The organism is Streptomyces krungchingensis (assembly GCF_054729265.1).
Genome location: NZ_JBPUKY010000001.1, coordinates 9,104,669 through 9,130,226, shown reverse-complemented (window position 1 = coordinate 9,130,226; position 25,558 = coordinate 9,104,669). Strand labels below are relative to the sequence as shown.

The 25,558-nt window shown below is 73.7% G+C and carries 19 protein-coding genes; 8 read left to right on the top strand and 11 right to left on the bottom strand.

What is annotated here, in order from left to right:
- Positions 1-16: 16 nt before the first annotated feature.
- Positions 17-1,303, bottom strand: coding sequence for a PucR family transcriptional regulator (locus tag ACSYGO_RS39600; RefSeq protein ID WP_432175903.1), 1,287 nt, complete (start codon positions 1,301-1,303; stop codon positions 17-19).
- A gap of 77 nt (positions 1,304-1,380) precedes the next feature.
- On the opposite strand from ACSYGO_RS39600, the gene ACSYGO_RS39595 reads away from it, so the two are divergent.
- Positions 1,381-2,550 (top strand): lactate 2-monooxygenase, encoded by a 1,170-nt coding sequence (locus ACSYGO_RS39595; RefSeq protein ID WP_426676613.1) that lies wholly within the window; start codon positions 1,381-1,383, stop codon positions 2,548-2,550.
- The gene (locus ACSYGO_RS39590; RefSeq protein ID WP_460389558.1) at positions 2,547-3,524 is read left to right on the top strand and encodes a 2-hydroxyacid dehydrogenase; all 978 of its coding nucleotides are present in this window, start codon (positions 2,547-2,549) and stop codon (positions 3,522-3,524) included. The genes ACSYGO_RS39595 and ACSYGO_RS39590 overlap by 4 nt, the downstream gene beginning before the upstream one ends.
- Positions 3,525-3,711: 187 nt before the next feature.
- Here ACSYGO_RS39590 and ACSYGO_RS39585 read toward each other — a convergent pair whose 3' ends face one another.
- From ACSYGO_RS39585 to ACSYGO_RS39560, 6 genes are all read right to left on the bottom strand, one after another.
- The gene (locus tag ACSYGO_RS39585) at positions 3,712-5,664 is read right to left on the bottom strand and encodes an RICIN domain-containing protein (RefSeq protein WP_426676615.1); all 1,953 of its coding nucleotides are present in this window, start codon (positions 5,662-5,664) and stop codon (positions 3,712-3,714) included.
- A gap of 563 nt (positions 5,665-6,227) precedes the next feature.
- Entirely contained in the window at positions 6,228-6,605 is a 378-nt protein-coding gene (locus ACSYGO_RS39580) for a toxin Doc (RefSeq protein ID WP_345652473.1), read from the bottom strand.
- Between the two features lie 3 nt (positions 6,606-6,608).
- Entirely contained in the window at positions 6,609-6,854 is a 246-nt protein-coding gene (locus tag ACSYGO_RS39575; protein ID WP_426676616.1) for a hypothetical protein, read from the bottom strand.
- Positions 6,855-7,057: 203 nt separating this feature from the next.
- Entirely contained in the window at positions 7,058-7,630 is a 573-nt protein-coding gene (locus ACSYGO_RS39570; protein WP_426676617.1) for a TIGR03086 family metal-binding protein, read from the bottom strand.
- Positions 7,631-8,059: 429 nt separating this feature from the next.
- Positions 8,060-8,668 carry a hemerythrin domain-containing protein gene (locus tag ACSYGO_RS39565; RefSeq protein WP_432175900.1) on the bottom strand — a complete coding sequence of 203 codons (609 nt, stop codon included), beginning with the start codon at positions 8,666-8,668 and terminating at the stop codon, positions 8,060-8,062.
- Entirely contained in the window at positions 8,665-9,162 is a 498-nt protein-coding gene (locus ACSYGO_RS39560; RefSeq protein ID WP_460389557.1) for an MFS transporter, read from the bottom strand. The genes ACSYGO_RS39565 and ACSYGO_RS39560 overlap by 4 nt, the downstream gene beginning before the upstream one ends.
- A gap of 374 nt (positions 9,163-9,536) precedes the next feature.
- On the opposite strand from ACSYGO_RS39560, the gene sigJ reads away from it, so the two are divergent.
- Positions 9,537-10,559 carry an RNA polymerase sigma factor SigJ gene (gene sigJ, locus ACSYGO_RS39555; RefSeq protein WP_460389817.1) on the top strand — a complete coding sequence of 341 codons (1,023 nt, stop codon included), beginning with the start codon at positions 9,537-9,539 and terminating at the stop codon, positions 10,557-10,559.
- Positions 10,556-12,190 (top strand): cytochrome bc1 complex cytochrome b subunit, encoded by a 1,635-nt coding sequence (gene qcrB / locus ACSYGO_RS39550; protein ID WP_426676620.1) that lies wholly within the window; start codon positions 10,556-10,558, stop codon positions 12,188-12,190. Before sigJ ends, qcrB begins: the two co-directional genes overlap by 4 nt.
- Here qcrB and ACSYGO_RS39545 read toward each other — a convergent pair.
- The gene (locus tag ACSYGO_RS39545) at positions 12,101-15,193 is read right to left on the bottom strand and encodes a glycoside hydrolase family 2 TIM barrel-domain containing protein (RefSeq protein WP_460389556.1); all 3,093 of its coding nucleotides are present in this window, start codon (positions 15,191-15,193) and stop codon (positions 12,101-12,103) included. The two genes, qcrB and ACSYGO_RS39545, sit on opposite strands and share 90 nt — an antisense overlap.
- A 253-nt stretch (positions 15,194-15,446) precedes the next feature.
- On the opposite strand from ACSYGO_RS39545, the gene ACSYGO_RS39540 reads away from it, so the two are divergent.
- From ACSYGO_RS39540 to ACSYGO_RS39530, 3 genes are all read left to right on the top strand, one after another.
- On the top strand, positions 15,447-17,822 hold the full coding sequence (locus tag ACSYGO_RS39540) for a SpoIIE family protein phosphatase (RefSeq protein ID WP_460389555.1): 2,376 nt from the start codon (positions 15,447-15,449) through the stop codon (positions 17,820-17,822).
- A gap of 219 nt (positions 17,823-18,041) precedes the next feature.
- Entirely contained in the window at positions 18,042-19,262 is a 1,221-nt protein-coding gene (locus tag ACSYGO_RS39535) for an SLC13 family permease (RefSeq protein ID WP_460389816.1), read from the top strand.
- A gap of 5 nt (positions 19,263-19,267) precedes the next feature.
- Positions 19,268-19,756: a universal stress protein gene (locus tag ACSYGO_RS39530; protein WP_426676914.1), complete on the top strand. Its 489-nt coding sequence runs from the start codon at positions 19,268-19,270 to the stop codon at positions 19,754-19,756.
- Here ACSYGO_RS39530 and ACSYGO_RS39525 read toward each other — a convergent pair.
- Positions 19,725-20,948 (bottom strand): AraC family transcriptional regulator, encoded by a 1,224-nt coding sequence (locus tag ACSYGO_RS39525; protein WP_460389554.1) that lies wholly within the window; start codon positions 20,946-20,948, stop codon positions 19,725-19,727. The two genes, ACSYGO_RS39530 and ACSYGO_RS39525, sit on opposite strands and share 32 nt — an antisense overlap.
- 64 nt (positions 20,949-21,012) lie before the next feature.
- Between ACSYGO_RS39525 and ACSYGO_RS39520 the strand changes: the two genes are divergently transcribed.
- Positions 21,013-21,855: a phytanoyl-CoA dioxygenase family protein gene (locus ACSYGO_RS39520; RefSeq protein ID WP_435223902.1), complete on the top strand. Its 843-nt coding sequence runs from the start codon at positions 21,013-21,015 to the stop codon at positions 21,853-21,855.
- 4 nt (positions 21,856-21,859) lie between these two features.
- On the opposite strand, the gene ACSYGO_RS39515 is transcribed toward ACSYGO_RS39520, so the two are convergent.
- Entirely contained in the window at positions 21,860-24,643 is a 2,784-nt protein-coding gene (locus ACSYGO_RS39515) for a helix-turn-helix transcriptional regulator (RefSeq protein WP_460389553.1), read from the bottom strand.
- Positions 24,640-25,554 (bottom strand): alpha/beta fold hydrolase, encoded by a 915-nt coding sequence (locus ACSYGO_RS39510; RefSeq protein ID WP_426676626.1) that lies wholly within the window; start codon positions 25,552-25,554, stop codon positions 24,640-24,642. The genes ACSYGO_RS39515 and ACSYGO_RS39510 overlap by 4 nt, the downstream gene beginning before the upstream one ends.
- Between the last annotated feature and the right edge of the window lie 4 nt (positions 25,555-25,558).

The following is a 25,558-nucleotide window of genomic DNA, read 5'->3' as shown; positions in this document are numbered from 1 at the left end:
CGCGCGGCTTCCCGGGTCAGGTCCGCGGCGCCGCGACGGTGCGCGCGACGTCGAGGGTCAGCCGGTGCCAGGGGTCGCGGGGGTCACGGGCCGTCAGTTCCCGGATGCGCCGCAGACGGTAGCGCAGTGACTGCGGGTGCAGGTGCAGGGCGCGGGCCGCGGCGCTCGCCGAACCCGTGTCGATGTACGCGGTGAGCGCCTCCAGGAGGTGGCGCTGGTCCGGGTCCGTGAGTGGACCGAGGACCAGGCGGGCGATGTGGTCGGAGGCGGCCGCGGGATGGCCGGCGAGCAGGGCGAGGACCTGTGCGTCGGCGTCCGTGAGGAGGCCGCCGGGACGGTGGGCGTGAGCGGGGGCGGTGTCCAGCGCGTCGGCGGCCAGACGGTGGGCGACGGCGACCCGGTCCAGGCCCTCGCCGGTGACGGCGCAGCCGCGCCAGGCCCGGCGCGCCAGCAGGGCGCCCGCCCGGCCGACGGCCGCGGCGGAGAACATCAGTACGGCGCGGGAGCCGCGGATCGTGGACAGTGAGGTGCCCGTGCCGCCGAGTTCGTCGAGCAGTCCCCTCGCCGCCTCGTACGACAGGTCCGGGCCGCCCGGGTCCTGTGTCTCCGCCACCAGCAGGCAGTAGGGCTCGGGGAGCTGGACGCCGAGCCGGGCCGACCGGTCCGTCAGCGCGCCCGCCGAGGCGTGCCGTCCGGCGATCAGGTCGTCGAGCAGCAGCCGCAGCGCCCGGTCACGGTCCCCCGCGAGGTCCTCGCTGGTCACGGCGTAGGCCGTGGCCATCTCCTCGGAGAGTGTGTCCAGGGCGGTCAGCAGCATGCGGGCGAGCGCGAACGCGTCGGCCGCCGCCAGCCCCGGAGCGCGGGCCGCGATCTCGTCCGTGAGGGCCGTCGCCGCGACGCGGTAGGCGCGCAGCACCGCCTGGACGGGACGCCCGTCCGCCGCGCGGGCCGCCGCGATGCCGCGAAAGCGCCGCAGGTCGGCGGGTTCCAGGGCGCCGTCGGTCACCCACAGGTGGAGCAGTCTGTCCACGCCCCAGGCCGCGATGGCGCGGACCTCCGGAAGCCGGCTGTCGTCCAGCGCCGCGTACACCGGGACCTGCGCGTGGACGGCCGCGACGACCGTCTCCACCACCCTCGGGTCGGCGACCATGTCGCGCCGGACCCGGGCCCGGGCCGCCGGGGACCCGCCCGTCGCGGTGTCCGGCCGCTCCTCGGACCCGGCCCCCGGCACGGGAGGGGAGCCGGCGTTCGTCCTGCTGTTTGTCACCTGGTGATAGTCCCAGTCGCGCGATGTGCGCACCATGGTGGACGGACCTTGTCACAGTCGCAAGGATCGTCGGCGTACAGCGCGGTCTCAGGGACGAGAGGCGGGACGTACGGATGGCGAAGCATTGGGCCGACTTCCAGTACGAGATCTATCTGAACGGAATGACGGGTGCCGTACCCCGGCTGCCCACCGATCTGACCCGGCTGGAGGAGCTCACCGAGCAGCGCCTCGGTCCCGGTCCGGTCGGCTATGTGGCGGGCAGCGCGGGCAGCGGCAGTACCGCACGCGCCAACCGGGAGGCTCTGGACCGGCGCCGGATCGTGCCGCGCATGCTGCGTGACGTGCACGAGCGCGACCTGTCCGTGGAGGTGTTGGGCCGCGCGCTGCCCGCGCCGCTGGCGCTCGCGCCGGTGGGCGTCCTGTCGATCATGCATCCGGGCGCCGAGCCGGCCGCCGCGCGGGCCGCCGCCGCGCAGGGCGTCCCGTACATCCTGTCGTCGGCCTCCAGTACCCCCATGGAGCAGGTCGCGGAGGCGATGGGCGACGGGGAGCGGTGGTTCCAGCTCTACTGGGCGAAGGACCGGGAGGTCACCCGGAGCTTCCTGGACCGGGCCAAGGCCTCGGGGTTCACCGCGCTGCTCGTCACCCTCGACACCCCCCTGCTGGCCTGGCGGCCGCGTGACCTCGATCAGGCGTACCTGCCGTTCCTGCACGGCGTGGGCACCGCCAACTACTTCTCCGACCCGGCGTTCCGGGCAGGTCTGGCGAAGCCGGTCCACGAGGACCCGAACGCGGCCGTGATGCACTTCGTGGGCATGTTCGCGGACCCCGGCAAGACCTGGCCCGACCTCGCCTTCCTGCGCGAGAACTGGGACGGTCCGATCGTCCTCAAGGGCATCCTGCACCCGGACGACGCGCGCCTCGCGGCCGACGCGGGGATGGACGGCGTGGTCGTCTCCAACCACGGTGGCCGGCAGGTGGCGGGGTCGGTGGCCGCCGCCGACGCGCTGCCCCGTGTCGTCGAAGCGGTGGGCGACCGGCTGACCGTCCTGTTCGACAGCGGCGTCCGCACGGGCGACGACATCTTCAAGGCGCTCGCGCTCGGCGCGCGGGCCGTGCTCGTCGGCCGCCCGTACGCCTACGGGCTGGGCCTCGACGGGCAGGCGGGCGTAGAGCACGTCATCCGCTGCCTGCTCGCCGAGTTCGACCTGACACTCGCCCTGTCCGGGCACGCATGCCCGGACACCATCGGCCCCGACGACCTGACCGAGGACAGCGCATGACCGACCCGAAGAACGTCCTCGCCGTCGTCTCGCCGCACGTGGGCGGACGGACGGCGGGCGCCGCGCTCGCCGGCGTCTTCCCCGGCGAGGCCCGGGTGACCGTGGTGGAGGCCACCGACGAGGACCCCGTCGCGCTCCGCGAGGCACATGTCGTCATCACCGGTCTGGCCCCGGTGACCGCCGAGCACATCGCCGCCGCACCGGCCCTGGAGCTGATCCAGTGCGCCAGTCACGGCTTCGACTACGTCGACCTGGACGCGGCGCGCGCCGAGGGCGTACCGGTCTGCAACATCGGCTCCAGCGGGGCCGAGAAGCAGAACGTGGCCGAGCAGACCTTCGCCCTGATGCTCGCCCTCGCCAAGCAGCTCGTCCCCGCGCACACCGCCCTCGTCGAGGCCGACTGGGCCCTGCCGCGGCTCCAGCAGTCGATCACCGAACTGTCCGGGAAGACGCTCGGCATCGTGGGGCTCGGGCACATCGGCGAGGAGGTCGCCCGCCGCGCCGTCGCCTTCGACATGACCATCGTGTACGCGGGTCCGCGGCCGCTCGACGCGGAGACGGCGGCCCGGCTCGGCGGGGCCCGCCATGTCGGGCTCGACGAACTGCTGCGGACCTCGGACTACGTCACGCTGCACGCACCCCTGACCGACGAGACCCGGCATCTGCTGAACGCCGAGCGGCTCGCGCTGCTCAAACCGACGGCGTTCCTGGTGAACACCGCGCGGGGCGCCCTGATCGACCAGGACGCCCTCGCGGACGCGCTGGAGGCGGGCGCCCTGGCCGGCGCGGGCCTCGACGTGTTCGACCCCGAACCGCCCACCCCGGCCCTGCGGTTGCTGAAGGCTCCGAACGTGGTGCTCTCCCCGCACGTCGCCGGTGTCACGCGCGAGACTCTGGTACGGATCGCGCTGGCGGCCGTCCAGAACGCGGCCGACTTCGTGGCGGGCAAACCGCCCCGGGACGTCGTCTCGTAGAGCTGTCGCCCCGGCACCGTGAGGCCGCGGCGCGGGATCCGGCACGGGGCCGGCGCGCCACGGCCCGACGCCGGCGTCGCGCCGCGACTCACGGTGTCGGCGCGCCGCGGCTTCGCGGTGCCGTCACTCCGCCGCTCTCACGGTGTCGTCATTCCGCCGCCCTCACGGTGCGGTCGCGCCGTCGCTCTCACGGTGCGGTCGCGGGCGCGGTTTCCCGGTCCTGGAGCCCCGTGTCGTCGACGAGTCCGGACAGGCCGAGGGGCAGCACGGGCTGCGGGTCCGCGTCGTCGTGGCCGTCGCCGACGGCCACCGCGCGCGGCTCCTGGTAGGGCTCCGCCGTGGTGGGCCCGGAGTCGGCCGACACCTCGGCGGACGGCTCGCCGTGTTCCTCGCCCGGCCGCGCGGGAGTGTCCCCGGCGGTGGGCTCGTCGCTCGCGGGCGGGGCCGACGGGCCGGACGTGCCCGCGACCGACAGCGACTTGGGGCGGTCCGACGGGGAGTCGGTGCGCCAGCGCTGCTCGTCGGAGCCGTCGCGGACCTTGACGACGACGTCGGTGTCGGGGTCGTCCGACGCCGGTGCGACGGCGAGCCCGTCACGTCGGCGGGGCAGCAACTCGCCCTGCACGGTGAGGTCGTAGCGCATGTCCTTGCCGCGCGCCGCGTTCTCGGCGACACAGCGCTGCAGCAGGACGACACCGTTGTCGGCGTGCGAGTCCAGGCACAGCCCGGGATCGGCGATGCTGCGCAGCAGTCCGTCGTACTCGTACGACCACTGCTGGGTCCAGGCCGACGAGCACACCGCGAGTTCGGTCTCTGCGCCGGGTCTCGCGCTGCCGCCCCTGATGTCCAGGCACAGGTCGGCGGCGAGGTTGCGCAGCCGGGTCTGCTCGATGCCCGTCGGCAGTCCCGCCGAGGTGGGCGGCGACGAGGCTGCGGGCGGGGTCCGGGAGCCGGGGGCCTCGGACAGGCTGTGGCTGCTGCCGGCGCCCGTGGAGGCCGTGGGGTCGGCGCCACCCTCGTCGTGCGGCCACAGGCCGGCCGCGAGGACCGTAGCGAGGAGGACGGCCGACAGTCCGGCGCCGGTCAGCAGGGCCTTGGGAGGGGCTTCGCCCTGCCGGGCCGCCCCGCGGCCCGGGGTGGGGAACTGTCCGAGCAGGCGGTGCCGCCCGCCGCTGCCCTGACGCCCGCCGGTTCCCGGCCGTCCGGCCGCGCCGTCCCCGCCGCGGCGGCCTCCGCCACCGGCACGCCCGCCGCTCGCCGGAAGCCGTCCGCCGAACGGGGTACCGCCACGGGGGCGCAAGCGCTGTCCCGCACGCCCGGGGCGTGAGTCGAGATAGCGCTGTGCGCCCCAGCCGAGCACGGCTTCGGCGATCAGTGTTCCCAACCTGCTCTCGAAATGGCCGAGTTGTTCTGCCGCGTGCCGGCAGTACGAGCACTCCGCCAGATGCTGCCGGACATCGGGAAGCAAGGCCCCGCCGCGGCGGATCGGCACGTCGAGGAGGCGGTTGTAGAAGCCGCATTCCTTGCTGGGCGCGAGTTCCCGGTGGGCGCGTACGCAGCCCTCGCGGAATTGCTCGCGGGCCTGCTCCAGGGCGGCCGACGCGATGTCGGTGTCCATGCCCGACAGACCGGCCGGTACGGATATGGGCTCCGCCTCGACCTCGGTGTGCCACAGAAGACACCGTGACAGTCCCGGCAGGGTATGGAAAGCACGTTCCGCCAGCTTGCGATTTTCGGCCGTCATGGACTTCGCGGCGCGCATGCCGCGGCCCCCCGCGGGTTTCCCCAGGTCCGGCAGAACTCCGGCTATCCGGTCGTCCGCGGACCACTCCCTGACGGTGTCGCGTACGTCCACGAGGAGTTCGGGCCGCAGGGCGATCGCGGAGTCGCCTTCCCCGAGGCGGTCGAGCGCCCGGTGGAAGGAGGTCGCCGTCACCATGGAGGCGGCGGGTGCCGAGGAGGCGAGGCAGATGACCGCGTAGTCGTACGCCGGCTGCCAGTGCCGGGCCATCAGCAGGGCTACGGGGTGGGCGGCGGCGTCCTGCGCCGCGCCACTCAGCCGGGCGGCGAGGCTCTCGTCGGATTCACCGGGAACGCCGCCGGGCGGATAAGGGGGACGAGGGGGGTGGGGGGTGCGCACGGAGCGGGTTCCTTCCGAGGTGCAAGGTGGCACACAGAATTCCTGACCGCCGAAAAGGAGCGTTGGTTGGTGCATACCTTTTTGACGGTGCGTCGGGAAAACGGCGAGGACGAAGGCCGTACGACGACCGCCGGTCAGGGGCTTTTCGAGCCCACCGACGACTCGGAATGGCGAACAGCGGTTCAGACCCGGCCATTGGCCCGGCGCAGGGACTTCACCCTCGCACAACACGCTCACGGCCAACAAGGCACTTGAGCAACATCAGACTCATTGAAATAAAGTCAGATCCTGCGGCAACTCGCCCCGCTCGCACCGGCTTTCGAAATTCGACGCGCCCCGTGTGAACCGGGCGCACGCGCCGGAGCCCCTCGCACGCTCCCGGCGCGCGGAACTCCGTAGTCCACTGGAATCGGCCCTTCTCGGAGGCCCCGCGCAGGACGGCGGCTCTCCCGCGCGAAACCGGCCGCCGGCCCCGATCCTCCCGCCCTCGGTCGGCGGCCCCGAGGGCGGGGCCCGGACCGGGCGGCGGCACCGGCCTCGCGGCCCCCTCGGGCACCGGAGTCTCAGATCTGCCAGGAGCGGAGGCGGTCGGCCGCGCCGTAGACGTCGGCCTTGCCGGAGATGAGGTCGCGGGTGAGATCGACGAGTGCGCCGTAGGGCGGGTCGATGCCGACGCCGCTGACGAACATGTACGCCACCGCCGCCGAGCAGGCGAAGCGGGCGTTGGCGGCCGGCAGCGGCTTGAGCAGCGCCAGGGTGTGCAGCAGCGCCGCGGCCCGCCAGGCCGGGTCGGAGTCGACGCCGAGGCGGGGCGGGTCCACGCGGTGCCGGGCGACGGCGGCGACGAGCGCGGAGAAGTCGTTGACCGTGGGCTGGTCGGGCAGTACCTCTTCGTGACGCTGGAGCAGCCAGGGCACGTCGATGTGGATGACGGGGGCCATCGGTCAGGCGACCCGTCCCTCACGTCCGGCGGGCGGCTCGTCCTCGGGGAAGGCCGCGGCGAACTCGTCCGCGTGCGCGGCGAAGAAGCGGCGGAACACCTCCGCGCCCTCCTGGAGCGCCCGGTACCGCACGATGTCGGCCGCGGCGGCCTCCCGGACGAGGGCCTTCATCGACGTACCGCGTTCCTTGGCGATCTGCCGCAGGTCCTCTAGCTCGCGGTCGCTGAACTCCACGTTGAGAGCTGGCATGCCATCACGGTACCGCTCGGGTACTTACTCGTAAATATCCCCTGGTCAGCGGCTATGGGCAGCGGTACCCGCAGGCCACCGGAACGGCGGGGCGCGGGCCGTGCTCGCGTGCCTCGTCCACGGCGTCGAAGCGGCGGGCGGCCGACGGTCCCGGCGCCGTCGGGCGCCCGCCCGTGAGGTCGTCGGGACGGGCGCCGGGCCCCTCAGGCGGCTTTCCGCCCGGTGAGGGCGAGCAGCCGCTCCAGTGGCGTCGCGTCGGGGGCGGCCTCGACCTCGGGGCCGAAGGCCCCGCCGGCGCGGGCACCGTCGGCGATCCGCGTGGCGACGGCCGTCGCGGTGGCGACCACGTCGTCGTCCGCGGCGAAGGGCTGACCGGTGGCGGTCGCCAGGTCCCAGCCGTGCACCGTCAGCTCCATGATGGTGATCATCCCGGCGAACGGGGCGGGGCAGCTGTCCGGGCCGAAGGGCGTCTCGCCCTGCCAGGCGTCCGGCTCGCTCCAGGCGGCGACGAGCCGGTCGACGAGCGGCGGGAACACCACCCAGGGCGGCTGGTTCAGCGTCGTCGGCGCGTCGGCGGGCAGCGGCTCCTTCGCCGCGGCGTGCTCGCCCATGACGAGCGCGCCGAGGAGGTGTTCGCCGAGCCGGTGGACGTCGAAGTCGGCGCAGGGCGTGGGCAGTTCGCGCTTGCCGTCCAGTGCGGGCCGCCCGGCGTGGGCCAGCAGTGCGCGGGCCGCGCGGGCGAGCTGGTCGCCGAGTACGGCGGGGTTCGCGTTCATGGGGTTGCTCCTGTTCGAAGGGTCGGCCGCCGGCGGGCTCGGCTCCGTCCGCATGACGGACCCGGGGCCGACGGCCGGACCGCCGGGAATCCGGACGGTCCTGCGCAGACGGACCGGGCTCGACCACAAATGGAATCGGACCCGCGCGAACGGGGCCACCGGGGGCCGCCCCGGGCGGGGGTGCCTGCCAAGCACAGGTCGCCGCCGGGCACGGACCCTGTCGGCCACCCGCCCCCCGTCACAGGGCGCCGCCGGCGCACACGGCCACCCGGCCCGCTGCGGCGGTCGCGGCAGACGCTCGGCGTGCGGAGCGTGCCCGGTGGCGGCCCCGCTGTTGGCGGTCGGAGGGAGCGGGCGTCCGACCGGGCCCGGCAGCTCGGGAGCCGGGGCCCGTCCGCCCCCGTGGGCCTCGGTCGGCACACGGTCCGGTCAGGTCTGCCACAGCCCGCGCCGGCGGTAACCGGCCTCCCAGAACAGGCGGTTGAGAACACGCACCGGTGGCGGCATGGTGCCGAAGAAGGCGGCGCGGTCGGCGGGCTGGGCGCCGTCGACGATCCAGGGCACGAAGAGGGCAGCCCCGCGCAGGCCCTGCGTCTGGCGGATGCGCCCGGTGAAGGCGCTCCAGTCGGCGGGGGTCAGCACCTCCTGGACGAGGGGCAGAGCGCTCCTCTCCTCGTGGGCCAGGTGATCGTCGAGGGTGATGGTCAACGCCCGTACGAGTTCAGGGAGTTCGTCCAGCCGGTCCATGAGGGCGGCGTCCACGGCGGCGAGCTGCGGGTCCAGCCGGCCGTGCTCCGCCTCCATCTCGGCGAGGAGCGCGAGGTCCTCGGGGCGCCCCTCGACCTTGCGCTGCACGCGCGGCCACAGGTCGCTGTCCTCGGCCGTGTGGTGGATGTGCAGCTGCTTCCTGAAGTTCTCCCAGCCGGCCCGGACCGGCGGCGAGAAGGCGGTGCCGTCCGCGGCCGCCTTGCCGAGCCGCTCCAGGTCGCGCCGGAAGGCGTCGTGCGCGGCGTACATCACGGTGAGGTCGATGCTCATGAGGTGGCTTCCTCCGGTTCGGGTGCGTACACGGGAAGGGCGTGCGGGTCGGCGGACGGCCCGCGATGACGGCGTACCGCCAGGCAGGAGAGCGCACCCGTCAGCAGGACTCCGGCGGAGACCAGGAGGGCCGGGCCCTGCGGCATGAGCAGCGCCGCGCCCAGCCCCTGGACCGCGCGGAACGCGATCAGTTGGGCGGGGTCCCGCGCGAGGGCGCAGGCCAGGCTGGCGAGCGTGAACACGGCGACGCCCGTCATGAACAGATTCCGCTTGCCGCGCAGATCGCCGAGCCGGCCCGCGGTGATCAGCAGGACGGCCAGCGCGAGGGTGTAGGCGTTGACGACCCACAGGATCTCGTCGAGGGAGGCGTCCAGGTCCTGGCCCATGTCGGGGATCGCGATGTTCACGATCGTGAGGTCGAGGAGGGTCATGAAGAACCCCAGGGAGAGCGTGACGAGGATCGCCCATGGGTTGCCGTGCCATTTCTTGAACACGATGTGTGTCTCCTTGTGCCGGAGCAGCGAACTCGCGTTCAAGAGGGCGCTGTCGCCGACGCGTGTGACGCCGGAGAGGCGTCCTGAGACATACGTCACGTTCGGCCCGTCGGGTGTCACATTCGGACCCCCTTCTCCCCTCGCAGTAGTGAGCACACCAAGGGAGGCGAGGCATGTCCGAGAGCCACCGAGCGGGGACCGGCGGCGTGGGGCCGGTCGCGGGTCGCGCGCCGGCCGGCGCCGTCGAAGAAGGGTCGCGTCCGCGTGGCGCGTCACCCGACGGCGCCGAAAGGTCCGGCACGCCCGACCGGGCGTCCCCGGGCCGCCGTTCGGGGACGCTCCCGGAGGACGGGCCGCGCGACACGAACGGCTGGGTGAGCGGCACGAACGGCGGGGCGGGCGGCACGCAGGACGGGGCGGGCGGCACGAAGGGCGGGCCGGACGCCGCAAACGGCGGGCCGAGCGACGCGGACGGCGCGACGCGGGTCTTCGTGGACCACCGCGAGCTGCTGTTCGCGATCGTCTACAACATGCTCGGCAGCGTCGCCGACACCGAGGACGTGCTCCAGGAGACCTGGCTGTCCTGGCAGGGCCGCGCCGGCCGCTCCCCGCTGGACGGGATCGCCAACCCGCGCGCCTACCTGGTCCGGATCGCCGTGAACCAGGCGCTGGCCCGGCGCGCCGCCATCACCCGCCGCCGGGAGACCTATGTGGGCCCCTGGCTGCCGGAGCCGCTGCTCGACGAGCCGGCCCCCGCCGGCGCCGCCGACGACCGGACCCTGCGCTCCGAGTCCGTGTCCCTGGCGATGCTCGTGGTGCTGGAGTCGCTGACCCCGCTGGAGCGCGCGGTCTTCGTGCTCAACGAGGTGTTCGGCTACGCGCACACCGAGATCGCCGGAGTCCTCGACCGCAGCCCCGCCGCGGTACGCCAGCTCGCCCACCGGGCCCGGCAGCACGTGCACGCGCGCCGGCCGCTGTACCGCGCCCACCCCCGGGTGCGCAGGCAGGCGACCGAACGCTTCGTGGAGGCCGCGCTGGGCGGTGACATCACCGCGCTGATGGAGATCCTGGCGCCGGACGTCACGGTGTGGACGGACGGCGGTGGCAAGACCCCGCGGGCCGGGCTGCGGCCGGTGCACGGGCGGGACAAGGTGGCGCGTCTGTTCGCCGGTTACGCGACCCGCCGCGCGACCGGTCTCGACATCCGCTACCGGCGGGTCAACGGCGACGACTCCGCCGTGATCTTCGAGGGCGATTCCCCGTACGCCGTGATGGTCATGAACCTCGCGCCCGACGGCGAGCACGTCTGCGACGTCTACATCGTCACCAACCCCGAGAAGCTCGCGCACGTGCGCCGCGAGGAGGAGACGATCACGCAGGAAGGCAGGCAGTCATGACGACCGGCGAACGGCACGGGACGGTCACCCGTGGACACGGAACAGCCGCGGACCCCGACGCCGGGCCCGCGGCACGCCCCGCGGGCCCGGCGTCGTCCGGCGAGCGCGTGGCGGACTGGTTCGACGGCCGGCTCGGCATCCACGCCTTCGGCGCCAAGTACCTGCGCAAGGTCTTCCCGGACCACTGGTCCTTCCTGCTCGGCGAGATCTGCCTCTACAGCTTCGTCGTGCTCGTCCTGACAGGGGTGTACCTGACGCTGTTCTTCCACCCGTCGATGAACGAGGTGGTCTACCACGGCAGTTACGTGCCGCTGAACGGCATCCGCATGTCGGAGGCGTACGCGTCGACCCTCGACATCAGCTTCGACGTGCGCGGCGGACTGCTGATCCGGCAGATCCACCACTGGGCGGCGCTGATCTTCCTGGCGGCGATGCTGACGCACATGATGCGGCACTTCTTCACGGGGTCGTTCCGCAGGCCCCGCGAGGTCAACTGGCTGTTCGGCTGGACGCTTCTGCTCCTCGGCATGTTCGAGGGGCTGTTCGGCTATTCGCTGCCGGACGACCTGCTGTCGGGCACCGGCATGCGGTTCGTGGACGGGGCGCTCCTGTCGGTGCCCGTCGTCGGCACGTATCTGTCGATGTTCCTCTTCGGCGGGGAGTTCCCGGGCCATGACATCGTGCCGCGCTTCTACTCGCTCCACGTGCTGGTGATCCCCGGCATCATGGCCGCGCTCGTGGTCGCGCACCTGATCCTGGTCGTCTACCACAAGCACACCCAGTTCGGCGGGCCGGGGAAGACCGAACGCAACGTCGTGGGAACGCCGTTCATGCCGGTGTACATGGCGAAGGCGGGCGGCTTCCTGTTCCTGGTGTCCGGTGTCATCGCGCTGATCGCGGCGGTCGCCAGTATCAACCCGGTCTGGGCGTACGGCCCCTACCGCGCCGACCAGGTGTCGACGGGCGCCCAGCCCGACTGGTACCTGGGCTTCGCCGAGGGCCTGGTGCGGGTCATGCCGGGCTGGGAGATCACGCTGTGGGGCCACACCCTCGTCCTCGGCGTGCTCATACCGATCGTCGTCTTCCCGCTGCTGCTGGTCCTCATCGGCGTCTACCCGTTCGTCGAGGCCCGGGTCACCGGGGACCGGCGCGAGCACCATCTGCTGGACCGGCCGCGCAACCGTCCGGTGCGCACCGCGCTGGGGGCAGCGTGGATCAGCCTCTATCTGGTCCTGCTCGCGGGCGGCGGCAACGACATCGTGGCGACGCGCTTCCACCTGTCGATCAACACCGTGACGTGGACGGTGCGGATCGCCCTGCTGGTGGTGCCGGCCGTCGTCTTCGTCGTGACCCGGCGCATCTGTCTGGGCCTGCAGCTGGGGGACCGTGAACTGGTCGCGCACGGCCGTGCGACAGGGGTCGTCAGACGCCTGCCGCACGGCGAGTACGTCGAGGTCCACCGGCCCCTCGACCGTGCCGAGCTCCACACGCTGACCGAGCACGAGCGCCGCGGGCTGCCGCCCGCTCACCCGGCCGGCCCGTCAGGCGGCGGGGACCTCCAGGCGGCTGATCCTGATCGCGCCGTCGGCCGCTCCCGGGTGGGCGCCGGTCATGACGAGACGCAGCCGTGAGCCGCGCACCGCGTCGAAGGTGATCACGGTCGGGGCGTCGGACGTGGTGGCGCGGTCGAGGACCGCCCCCTTCACGGGCACGTACCGTTCGCCGTCCCACACGGAGACCTCGACGGAGGCGGGCTGGGTGTGGGCCGCGTCGACGGTGAAGGACACTTCGACGCGGTCGACGGTGCGCGGGCGCGCCCAGGTGACCGAGACCCAGTCCTCGGCACGGGGGCCGTCGAAGGCGGGCAGCAGGGCCGTCGCCGACTTGTGGAAGGCGTTGGACCACCCGGTGGTGGCGTCGCCGTCGAGCATGGCGGCGGGCAGGGTGTCGGGGCGGCCCGAATAACTGGCGTCCGCGTACGGATAGTTCGGGGCCGCCGGATGGTCGGGCCCGAACACCGGCGCCGGAGTGGTCGCTCGCGACCCGGCCCGGGTGGTGCGCACACTCGTGGTCGCCCTGCGCAGGCCCTCCGCCCGGGCCGTCACCTTCAGGGTGCCCGTCTTCGTCCCGGACCGGAGGATGGCGAGCGCCTTGCCGTGGAAGGCGGTGCGCGTCGCGGCCTGGTAGCGCTCGGCGCTCTCCTGCCGGCCGTTGTCGAGTCCGGCGACCGAGCCGCCGTCGACGTCGAAGGCGATCCGGTGCTCCGCGTCCGGCACGACAACGCCATGGGCGTCGACGACCTCCGCGGTCACGAACACGAGGGAGCGCCCGTCGGCGGGCAGCGACGTGCGGTCCGGGGTGAGGCGTATCGCGTGCGGGGCTCCCGCGGTACGCAGGACGTCCGTCGCGACCACCTTGCCCGCGCGGCGGGCGACCGCCTTCAACTCGCCCGGCTCGTAGGCGACCTTCCAGGTGAGGTGGAGCTTGCCCGCGCTGCCGTTGGGGCTGGTGTAGCTGCCGGGGTAGGGGCCGTCGGTGAAGGTCTTGTCGTCGCCGGTCGCCTCGGTGGTCTCCAGGTACGTGCGGCCGTCGGTGGTCTTCTTGGTGTCGAACCGGCGTGTGCCGAGGGACCTGCCGTTGAGGAGGAGTTCGACGGTGTCGACGTTCGCGTAGGCCCAGACCTCGACCGTGTCGCCCGGCTCGTGGTTCCACGTCATGGGCACCAGATGGACCATGGGCTCGGTCGTCCACTGGCTCCTGAACAGGTGGTACATGTCCTTGGGGAAGCCCGCCGTGTCGACGGCGCCGAAGAAGGAGGCCTTCACCGGGAAGACGTCGTACGGGGTGGGCTCGCCGATGTAGTCGATGCCCGACCACAGGAACTCGCCCGCGAACCATTTGCGGTCCCGGTCCTTCTTGTGGCCGTACTCGCCGCTCATCGTCCAGGAGGCGAGGTTGTTGTCGTAGGAGGAGGTGGCCCGCCGGCCGGGGGTGTGGTTCTCCCCGGTGTTGAGGTGCTCGGGTTCCTGGTACTCGCCCCGGGTCGAGGTCTCGGAGGACGACTCGGACTCGAAGAGGAACAGGTGCGGGTAGGCGGCGTGCAGGTCGTCGACCGACTTGGCGGTGTTGTAGTTGAGGCCGAGCCCGTCCAGTTTGGCGAGCATGAGGTCGGCCGCCGAGCCCTTCGCCGGCAGGCGCCGGTACTTGTCCGAGCCGATCACCAGCGGCCGGGTGTCGTCGGCGGCCCTGACGGAGGCGATGATCCGGTCGGCCATGGCGAGTCCGGCCGTCGAGGTCGAGTCGGGGATCTCGTTTCCGATGGACCACAGAACCACCGCGGGTGAGTTGCGGGCGGCGAGGACCATCTCGGTGGCGTCCTTCTCGCACCACTCGTCGAAGAACCGCCCGTAGTCGTACTTCGTCTTCCCGGTGCGCCAGCAGTCGAAGGCCTCCACCATCATCACGATCCCCAGTTCCTCGCAGACCTGGATCATCTGCGGGGAGGGCGGATTGTGCGAGGTCCGGAAGGCGTTGACGCCCATCGACTTCATGACGGTCATCTGGCGGCGCACCGCGTCGAGGCTCACGGCCGCGCCGAGAGCGCCCTGGTCGTGGTGGAGGTCGACGCCCTTGATCTTGGCGTGGGTGCCGTTGAGGTGGAAGCCCTCGTCCGGGTCGAAGCGGAAGGACCGGATGCCGAAGGGGGTGCGGCAGGTGTCGACGGTCGTGCCGCCGGTGCGCAGTTCGGTCTCCAGGGTGTAGCGGTGCTGCGGCGTCGCGAAGTCCCACAACCTGGGGGCGGGCACGGAGAGTTCGTGGGTCTCGTCGGCCTGCTCGGTGACGGTCGCCGTGGTGGTCGTCCGGGCGGCCGTCCGGCCGTCGGGGTCGAGGATCCGGGAGATCACCTGGACCTCGGCCGGGGCGCCCGACGCGTTGACGACGGTCGTCCGCACCCGTACGAGCGCCCGCTCCTTCGTGATCTCCGGCGTGGTGACGTAGGTGCCCCACCGCTGGACGTGCACCGGTTCGGTGACGACCAGGCGTGCGTCGCGGTAGATGCCGCTGCCCGAGTACCAGCGGCTGCTGGGGAGTTGGTTCTGCACCTTCACGGCGATGACGTTCTCGGTCCTGCCGTCCGTGTGCAGCAGTCCGGTGAGGTCGAGGGCGAAGCCCGTGTAGCCGTAGGGGTGACGGCCGACCTCGGTGCCGTTGCAGTACACGTAGGAGTCCATGTACACGCCGTCGAACTCCACGGACACCCGCTTGCCGGCGTACCCGGGCGGCAGGGTGAACGAGGTGCGGTACCAGCCGAGCCCGCCGGGGAAGAATCCCGTCCCGCTGGTGGTGCCGTGCTCGGTGGTGGGCGTCTGCTCGATGCTCCAGTCGTGCGGTACGGCCACCTCGCGCCACGCCGAGTCGTCGTAGCCCGGCCGCGCGGCGTCCGCGTAGGCGCCGGTGGGGTCGGTGACGCCGCCCGGGTCGACCAGCGCGAAACGCCAGCCGTCGCGCAGTTCGACGGTGTGCCGCCCCGGAGTGTGCCCGGCCGCGGCGCGGGCGTCGGCGGCGCCCGCGAGTGCGCCGGCCGCGGGCACGGCCGTGCCCGCGATCAATACCGCTCTTCGTGTGACCGTCACGGCGGCTCTCCCTCATCAGGACCCAGAAGTCATCACAACTGATCGTGAACAAACAGATTCTGACGAGGCGACACACGCGGCCGTCAAGGGTGCGGAACTCACTTCCGACCCACCGAACACATCCGCCGGAAATACGCCCTCCGGATGTCGTCCCGTCGGCCCGTGTTCAGGGGTGCGCAGGGCGCCCACGCACTAGGCTGGAACCCGAGTGACGCGCTTGTTCACTGTGAGTGTGCGCAATGGAGTGGCGACGATGAGCCCGGTCCACCACCTCGACGAGGCAGCCACGGCACGGGCGGTCATCGACGAGCACGGAACCCTGATCCACTGGAGCGAGGGGGCCCGCCGACTGCTGGGGTACGCGCCCGAGGAGGTCGAGGGCCGAGCCGCGACGGCCCTGCTGGACCACGCCGTCGCCACCGCACCGTCAGTGCCCGCAGGCGACCGCTGGAGCGGCACCCTCCCGCTGCGCCACCGGGACGGACGCGTCCTGCCGGTCTGGCTGCTGGCGCACCGCCGCGACGAGGGCGACGGCTGGTTCGTCGTCACGCCCCTCACGGACGCGCAACCGCCGCCCCGGGACGACCCGCTGCTCCGGGCGGTCCTCTCCCAGTCGCCGTGCGCCACGGCCGTCTACGACACACGACTGCGGCTGCTCGGGATCAACGACGCGATGGCCGGCGTGCTCGGCCTCGTGGAGGACCGCATCCGGGGTCTGCGGATCTCCGAGATCGGCGGCAAACGGGCCGGCGAGCGGCTGGAGGAGGACATGTACGACGTCCTCGTCTCCGGACGGGGCCGTGATGTGGAGACCATCATGCGGACGGGCGGCGAGGGCCGCCCGCACGCCTGGCTGGCCCGGATGGCCCCGCTCACCGACGCCGACGGACAGGTGCGCGGCGTCTGTGTGGCCGCGCACGACTTCACCGAGCAGTACAAGGCCCGCGAGCGTCTGCAACTGGTCAACGAGGCGAGCGTGCGCATCGGCACCACCCTCGACGTCACCCGGACGGCCCAGGAGCTCGCCGATGTCTGTGTGCCCGTGCTCGCCGACTTCGTCCGCGTCGACCTGCTCGACCCCCCGGAACCGGGCACCGAGCCGCCGGCCGGCCGGCCGACCGCTCCGGTCACCCTGCGCCGGGCCGCCCACCAGTCGGTGCTCCCCGGCTCCCCCGAGGCGCTCGTCAAGCCCGGTGACCTCGACGTCTACCCCGCGTCCTCGCCCCAGGCGGACGCCGTGGTCACCGGCCGGACGGTCGTCACCGCGGACGTCGCGACGGCGTTGCGGACCTGGCTGTCCGAGGACGAACGGCGCGGGCGACGCGTCGCCGAGTACGGCATCCACGCCACGATGGCGGTGCCCATCCAGGCCCGCGGCCAGACGCTCGGCGTGGCCGTCCTGACCCGCTACCGGCGGCCCGACCCCTTCACCCCGGACGACGCCCTGCTCGCCGAGGAGGTGACCGCCAGGGCCGCCGTCTGCATCGACAACGCACGCCGGTTCTCCCGCGAGCGCGAGACCGCCCTCGCCCTGCAACGCAGCCTGCTGCCGCAGTCGTTGCCCCGTACCGCGGCCGTCGACGCGGCCTCGCGCTACCTTCCCGCGGCGCGCGCCGGTGTCGGCGGCGACTGGTTCGACGTGATCCCGCTGTCCGGGATGCGGGTCGCCATGGTCGTCGGCGACATCGTCGGCAACGGCATCCAGGCCTCGGCGACCATGGGGCGGCTGCGCACCGCCGTCCGCACGCTCGCCGACATCGACCTGGCCCCCGACGAACTGCTCACGCATCTGGACGACCTGGTCGTCCGGCTGTCCGTGGAGGCCGGGGCCGAGGGTGTCACCGGCGAGATGGGCGCCACCTGTCTGTACGCCGTGTACGACCCGGTGTCCCGGCGGTGCACGCTCGCGCGTGCCGGACATCCGCCGCCCGTCATCCTCCGCCCCGGCGGCCCGCCGCACCTCGTCGACCTCCCCGCCGGGCCGCCGCTCGGGCTGGGCGGACTGCCCTTCGAGGCGGTGGAACTCGACCTGCCGGAGGGCACGGTGCTCGCCCTCTACACCGACGGGCTGATCGAGGGCCGCGACCGGGACCACGACGCCGGACGACGGCTGCTGTTCCGGGCCCTGGAGCAGCCGTCGCAGTCCTTGGACGAGGCGTGCCACGCGATCCTCCAGTCCCTGCTGCCCGTCGGCGGCGCCACGGACGACGTGGCCCTGCTGCTCGCACGCACGCGCGGCCTGGCCGCGTCCCAGGTGGCCACCTGGGACATCCCGGCGGACCCCGCCCTCGTCGCCCCGATCCGCAAGCAGGTCGTCGAGCAGCTGGACCACTGGGGGCTGAGCGAAGTGACGTTCACCGCGGAGCTGGTGGTCAGCGAACTCGTCACCAACGCCATCCGGTACGGGGAACCGCCCATCAGGCTGCGCCTCATCCACGACCCCGACACGCTCATCTGCGAGGTCTCCGACAGCAGCCACACCGCGCCGCACCTGCGCCGGGCGAAGATCTTCGACGAAGGGGGTCGCGGGCTGCTGCTCGTCGCCCAGCTCACGCAGCGCTGGGGCAGTCGGCACACGCCGGAGGGCAAGACCATCTGGGCGGAGCTGACACTGCTCGGCGAGGAGTGACGGCCGCAGCGGGGCAGGTCACCGGGCGTTTGATGTGATGGTGGGGCGTCACGACCATCCTCGGAGGACCGAACTCTGAACAGCCCGCTCGGCCCGGGCGGCCCCGCCGCCGTCGGCACCCCGCTCGCCCAGGCCCTCTCCGCCCCTCTCGGCACCCCGCTCGCCCAGGCCCTCTCCGCCCCCCTCGGCAGCCCGTTCGCCGAGGCCCTCTCCGTCGCCCTGCTCGTCGTCGTCCTCGTCTGCGCGGTGGTCCGGCCCTTCGGCTGGCCCGAGGCCGTGGTGGCCGTGCCGGCCGCGGCGCTGGTGGTCGTCACGGGCGCGATCCCCCTGGACCACGTCTGCGCCGAGGCCGCCCATCTCGGGCCGGTGATCGGCTTCCTGGCGGCGGTGCTCGTGCTGGCCCGGTTCTGCGACGACGAGGGGCTCTTCCGGGCCTGCGGCGCCTGGACGGCGCGCTGGGCGAAGGCCCGTCCGGGGCGGCTGCTGACCGCCGTCTTCGCGCTCGCCTCCGCCATCACGGCCGTGCTCAGTCTCGACGCGACCATCGTGCTGCTCACCCCGGTCGTATTCGCGACGGCGGCCCGGATGGGAGCCCGCCCCAAGCCGCACGTGTACGCCTGCACCCATCTGTCGAACACGGCCTCGCTGCTCCTGCCGGTCTCCAACCTCACCAATCTGCTCGCGTTCACCACCAGCGGCCTCAGCTTCACCCGGTTCGCCGCGCTGATGGCCCTTCCCTGGCTGGTCGCGATCGGCGCCGAATACGTGGTCTTCCGGCGCTTCTTCGCCCACGACCTGGGCGCGGCGGCACCCGAGCCGCGTGCCGAGGAGCCGCCGGAGGTCCCGCTGTTCGCCCTGGTCACCGTGGGCTGCACCCTGGCGGGCTTCGTCGCCGCCTCCGCGCTCGGCATCGACCCGGCGTGGTCCGCGGCGGGGGGCGCGCTGGTGCTGGCCGGGCGCGCGCTCGCGCGGCGCCGGGCCACCCCGCTTTCCGTCGTGAAGGCCGCGGCGCCGTCGTTCCTCGCCTTCGTCCTCGCCCTGGGCGTCGTCGTCCGGGCGGTCGTCGACAACGGGTTGGCCGACGCGCTGGGCGGGCTCCTGCCGGACGGCAGCGACCTGCCCGCCCTGCTCGGCATCGCCGCGCTCGCCGCCGTACTGGCCAACCTGATCAACAATCTGCCCGCGGTCCTCGTCCTGCTGCCGCTGACCGCGGCGTCCGGCCCCGGCGCCGTGCTGGCCGTCCTCCTCGGCGTCAACATCGGGCCGAACCTGACCTACGCGGGTTCCCTCGCGACGCTGTTGTGGCGGCGTATCGTGCACCAGCACGAACACGGCGTCGATCTCAAGGAGTTCACGCGGCTGGGACTGATCGCCGTGCCCGCGGCGCTGGTGCCCGCCGTACTGGCACTGTGGTTGTCTCTCCAGGTCATCGGAGGCTGATGAGCATGCGGGTGGTCGTCTGGCTGGTCGAGGGGACGTGGCCGGCGTGCGTGGACGCCGTGCGCGGGCACGTGCCCGGCACCGCCGAGGTGGTCCTGCTGCACGTCTCGGAACCCGACGTGCCCGGTCTGGCGCACGGCGCGTTCGCCGGACTGCTCGGCCGCGCGCGCTCCGAGCCCGACCCGGGCGACCGGATGGAGACGCTCGGCTCCACCTCGGCCGCGCGGCTGCTCGACGCGGCGGCGCAGCGGCTGGACCGCCCGGCCACGAGGCTGGAACGCGCCGGGCGCGCCGAACGGGAGGTCGTGGCCGCCGCCGAGGGCGCCGACCTCCTGGTGCTGGCCCGCGACGGCGACCGGGCGCACCTCGGTCCGCGCAGTCTGGGACCGGCCGGACGATTTGTCGTCGACCACGCGCCCTGCCCGGTGCTGCTGGTGTGGCCCGAATCGCCGCCGGACGTCGCTACGTTGCCGCCGCCTCCCCCGCACCCGTGACCGCCGCGTTCCGGTAGGCGCCCGGCGGCATGCCGTAGCGCTGCCGGAAGACACGGTTGAAGTGGTAGGCGCTGGTGAAGCCGGAGGCCGCGGCCACGCGTCCCACGGGCAGTCCGGTGACTTCGAGGAGCCGGGCCGCGTGCAGCAGCCGCGCGTCGCGCAGCGCCCGCATCGGGGACCGGCCGAGCTGCTCCGTGAACAGGTGCGCGAAGCGGGACGGTGAGAGGGAGACCGCCGCGGCCAGCGACCGTACGGTGTGCGGCACGCTCGGGTCGGCGGCGATCAGGGACTCGGCGTGCCGGATCCGCGCGTCGACGCCGGGGCCGCGGTGCTCGGCCCGCGCCGTGACGAGCAGCACGATCTCCTCCAGCGAACAGAGCGTCAGCTCCCGTGCGGCGGTGCCGTGCGCCACCGCGACCGCGCCGGCGGCCGGACGCACCGGGCCAGGTGGCGGTCCGGCCCCCGTCCAGCGGGCGTCGGAGAACATCCGCCGGAAAGCAGCCTCGATACGGCTCCGACGCGGACCGGCGCCCGTCGCGTCCGGCCCACCGGGTCCCGCGCCGCCGGCGACCGGCCCACCGCTTTGCGCGCCGCCCGCGTCCTGCCCACCGGGTCCCGTACCGCCCGCCTCCGACCCGCCGGATTCCGTACCGCCGACGACCGGCCCACGCATGTCCGGGCCGCCGGGTCCCGGGCCACCGCCTTGCGCGCCGCCCGCGTCCGGCCCACCGGTATCCGTACCGCCCGCGACCTGCCCACCGGTGTCCGGCCCGCCGGGGCTCGTGCCTCCGGCGACCGACCCACGCCCGCCGAGTCCCGTGTCGTCCGTCTCCGGTCCGACCGCGTACAGCCCGTCGGTGAGCGCGTACGGCCGCAGTCGGGCCACCCAGGCGGGGCGGGCCTGGCAGTGCGCCCACCAGAACGCCCAGTGCCCGGCGCCCGGTTCAAGGGCGTAACGGTGCGCGGTGCCGGGCCCGAGAACCACCAGGTGCCCCGCACCGGCCACGGTCCGGGCCGCGCCCTGTTCGAGCAGCCCGTGTCCGCCGGTGGTCCAGGTGAACAGCCAGCTGTCCGAACCGCGCGGGCGGTCGACGCGGTAGCCGGGGCGCTGGTCGAAGCGGCCGATCGTCACCAGGCCGGGCGGCGGCGACGGGGCGGCAGCCCCGGACAACTCGTCAGCACGCACAGGCATCCTCCGGTGGAGCGCACCGGCCTAGCGTGGGGCACCTGGCACACCGGGCGGAAGGGGCGGTCGCATGGCAGTCGGGGACAACAGCGGGGTTCGGCGTTCCGCGAAGGCTTCCGGGCCGCGGCGGTGGGGGGCCGAGTTCGCGGAGCGGGGTTTCGTGGTGGAGCGCGGTCTGTTCGGCACCACCGAGATCGACGAACTGTGCGCCGAGTTCACCGCGCTGCACGCCGCGGGACCAGTCCCGGGGCATTTCGAACCCCGCGCCGCCGAGAGCGACGGCCCGGCCGACCCGCTGCACACCCATCCCCGCGTCATGCACCCGCACCGCATCAGCGCCCTGGCGCTGCGCCTCCTGCTCGACCCCCGGCTGCGCGAGGTGCTGGAGTCCCTGCTCGGCGAGGAGGTCCTTGCCGCGCAGAGCATGTTCTACTTCAAGCCGCCCGGCGCCCGCGGCCAGGCGCTTCATCAGGACAACTTCTATCTGCGGGTCGAGCCGGGCACCTGTGTGGCGGCCTGGATCGCCTGTGACGCGATCGACCGCGAGAACGGCGGTCTGGAGGTCGTGCCGGGCACCCACCGCATGGACCTGTTCTGTCCCGAGGAGGCGGACCCCGAGGTGTCCTTCGCGCGCGAGTACGTCGCGCCGCCGCCCGGCCTCGCCCCCGTACCCGTCGACATGGCCCCCGGCGACGTGCTGTTCTTCAACGGCAGCCTCGTGCACGGTTCCGGACCCAACCGCAGCACCGACCGCTTCCGCCGCTCCTTCATCGCCCACTACGCGGGCCGCTCCGCGCACCGCATCGGCCGCTTCTACCGGACGCTGACGATGAGCGGGTCCCCCGTCGCCCTGCCGGAGAGCGAGGGCGCGGGGCCCTGCGGCACCGAGTTCGCGCCGCCGGGCCCGCACTGACGGGTCAGGACGGCTCCTCGGGCAGCACGTCCCGCAGCTGCGCCCGCGCGGTGATGCCGAGCTTCGGGAAGATCCGGTAGAGATGGAAGCCGACCGTGCGCGGCGACAGGAAGATGCGTTCTCCGATCTCGCGGTTGGTCAGGCCCGCGGCCGCGAGGCGGGCGATCTGGATCTGCTGCGAACTCAGTTCGGCGAGCGCGTCGCGCGCCGTGGCCGACGGGGTGCCGGGGGTGACGCCCGCGGCACGCAGCTCCGCGCGGGCCCGCTCGGCCAACGGGCGGGTGCCGAGCCGTTCGAAGACCTCCAGGGCGGCCGTGTACAGCGGACGTGCCGCCGACGCGCGGCGCCGCCGGCGCAGCCACTCCGCGTAGTCGAGACGGACCTGGGCCCGTTCGAAGGGCCATCGGTCGCCCGCCGGATCCGCCAGCGCCGCGACGAAGTGCCGTTCGGCGTCGTCCGGTTCGGCGAGCAGGGCGCGGGCCCGGTGCACGATCGCGTCCAGCCGCGGGGACACCTCGCCCTCGGCGAGCCGCGTCAGCGTCGCGTCGAGGACCAGCCGCGCGTCCTCGGTGCGCCCCGTGCGCACGGCGGCGGCCGCGAGGTCGCCGAGGTAGTAGTCGGAGGCGTGGAAGTGCAGGGGAGCGGGCTGCGGGTCCTGGGTGTAGACGGCCCGGAAGCGGTCGTAGGCCGCAGCGTGGTCGCCCTCGGCGAGCGCGGCGGCGCCCAGCGCGTAGTGCGCGCGCACCTGGAGGCTGCGGCAGTGCGGCAGGTCGATGCCGTGCACGGCGCGCTGCACGGTGGCGCGGGCGGCCTCGGTGTCGCCGCTCAGCGCGAGGAGCGTGGCGCGCAGCAGCGGCGCTCCGACGGCCACGTTCTCCAGTCCGGCCTCCGCCGCCGTGCGGTACCCCTCGTCGAGCGCCGCGCGGCACTCCGCCCAGGCCCCGCTCTCGTGCAGGGCCAGCGCGAGCGCCTGGGCGACGGTCGCGTTGGCCCCGGAGGTCGGGGACCGGCGCAGGTGTTCCAGGGCTCCGCCGAGCAGGCGTACCGCCTCGGCGGTCTCGTCGAGCACCCAGGCTGCGCCGCCCGCGACGACCATGCGGGTCAGCGGGACGTCGACCTCGGCGCCCGCCTCGGGTTCGGGCAGGGGTTCGCTCCAGCCGTCGGCGAGCAGCGCGAGCGCCCGCCGCCGGTTGCGTACGGGGTCGCAGCCAGCGAGGACCCAGAGGCGGGCGGTCTCGTCCTGCTGGGCCGGCACCCGCTCCAGGGTGCGCAGGATCCGCTCACGGTGTTCGGGAGCGCCCGAGTTGTACGCGGGGGTGGTGGCGGTGCCGAGGGCGTCGAGGGCGAGGCCGGGATGCGTGTCGGCGGCCGCTTCGGCGACCGGCAGCAGGAAGCCCAGCGCGCTCGCGAACTGGGTAGTCACGGCGAGCGCCCAGCCCGCGCGCAGGGAGGCCTCGGCGAGCAGCTCGGGGTCGTCGGTGAGGGTGGCGACGCGGGCGCTGATCTCCCCCACCCAGCGGGGATGTCCGGCGTACATCGCCATGGTGGCGGCCCGTACCAGGCGGCGGGCGCGGACGGCGGGGTCGGGGCTGAGCCTGGCCGCGCGTTCCAGGGCCGTGGCGGCGGCCGCGTATCCGCCGCGGCGCTGCGCCCGCGCCGCGCTGTCCTCCAGTTCCCGGGCGGCGTCCTCGTCCACTCCGGACGCGGCGGCCGCGTGGTGCCAGGCGCGGCGGTCCGGGTCGCCCGCGAGCGCGTCGGCGAGCCTGCGGTGGGCGGTGTGGCGTTCGGCGTAGGTGGCGGCCTGGTAGACGGCGGAGCGGATCAGCGGGTGCCGGAAGCGTATGCGGCCGTCGTCGATGCGGACGAGTCCGGCGCGTTCGGCGGGGAGCCAGTCGTCCGGGGTGGCGGACTCCCCGGCGGCCGCGTGGATGGCGGGGAGTTCGGCGCTCTCCGCGGCGGCGGCGAGGAGCAGCAACCGCCGTGTGCTGTCGGGCAGTCCGGGCAGGTCGGCGGCGAAGATGGCTTCCAGCCGGTCGGTGAGGGGCAGCGCGCCGCCCTCGGCGGCCTCGGGGTCGCGCCCGACGGCCCGGGCGAGTTCGACGAGGGCCAGCGGTACGCCCGCCGCCTGTTCCAGGACGCGGGAGCGGGCCCGGCCGGACGGTGGACGCGGCTGGCGGTCGAGGAGCCGTCCGGCCGCCGCGCGGTCGAGCGGTTCCACCGTGACGCGGCGTATCTCGCGGGTGAACTGCGCGGGGACGAGGGTGTCGCGGGCGGCGACGAGCAGGGCGACCGGTTCGCCTTCCAGCCGCCTGGCCACGAACGCGAGGACGTCGAGCGTACCCACGTCCAGCCAGTGCGCGTCGTCGACCACGAGCAGCAGGGGACCGCGTTCGGCGGCGTCGGACAGCAGCGTCAGGGCGCCGAGCGCGGTCAGCATCGGATCGGACGCCGGGCCGGTGGCGTCGTCGAGTCCGAACACGCCGAGCAGTGCGGCCCGTTGGCGTACAGGCAGTCCGTCGGCCAGGTCGAGCACGGGCCGCAGCAGTTGGTGCAGTCCGGCGAAGGCGAGCTGCGACTCGCTCTCGCTGCCGCGGCAGCGCAGCACTCGTACGCCGGCCCGCCGGGCGAGCCGGGCGGCGGCGTCCAGCAGGACGCTCTTGCCCGCGCCCGGAGCGCCCGCGAGGGCCACGGAGGCCGTCCCGCCCGCCGCCAGCTCCTCCACCAGGCGGGTGAGCAGGCCGAGTTCGGGCTCGCGCCCGACGATCCATTCGTCACCGGCCGGCGTCATGCGGCACGCCCCGGGAACGTCTCGGAGGTGAAGCGGAGGACCGCGTCGGCGACCCCCCGGGGGTTCTCGAGGAGCATCGCGTGGGTGCCGTCGATGCCGGCCACGCGCACTCCGGGGCGCTCGGCGGCCAGGCGGTCGAGATCCCTGGCGAGCCCCCGGCCGTACGCGGCCATCAGCTCGTCGAACCAGTCCACGCCGGGGACCGGCGGTACGGGTCGCAGGGCGCGCCCCAGCAGCAGCGGTACGGGGACCCGCCGGAACAGGGCGAACAGGTCGAGCGACTCGATCGCGGCGAGCATCTCCAGTGCGCGGTCGCGTACCGGCCTCAACTCCAGTCGCCCGTCCGGCCGTTCGATGACGGAACGCCGGACGCCGGCCTCCAGCAGGTCGTAGGGGATGCCGAGCTGTCCGGACATCGTGCGCTGCCTGGCGAGTTCCTGCGCGAGTCCGTCGGCCGGCAGCGGACCGCGGGCCGACGCGGCCTCCGCCATCTGACGCACCTGGGCGAGCCGCTCCTCGACGTACGCCGGGTCGAGGCCCACGTACTGGTCGGGGCGGCCCCACGCGTAGCCGTCGAGGTTGACCGCGGCCGGTACGGCGTCCGGGTGGGCCAGCGCGTGCAGGACGGCGACCATCCCGCCGAGGGAGTGCCCGACCGGCAGCGCGTCCGGGATGTCGTGCTCCTCCAGCACCGCCTGGATGTCGGCGAGCACCCCGGGGAAGTTCCAGGGTCCGGAGGGCGAGAGACCGTGGCCGCGGAGGTCGACGGCGAGCACCCGGTGGTGACGGGCGAGCAGCGGGGCGGCGGCCGCCCAGTCCGCGAGGGTGCGCCCCGCGCCGTGCAGCAGGAGCAGGGGCGGCCCGTCGCCCCCGTGATCGTGTACGGCCAGTGAGATACGGTCTCCGGTCATGTCC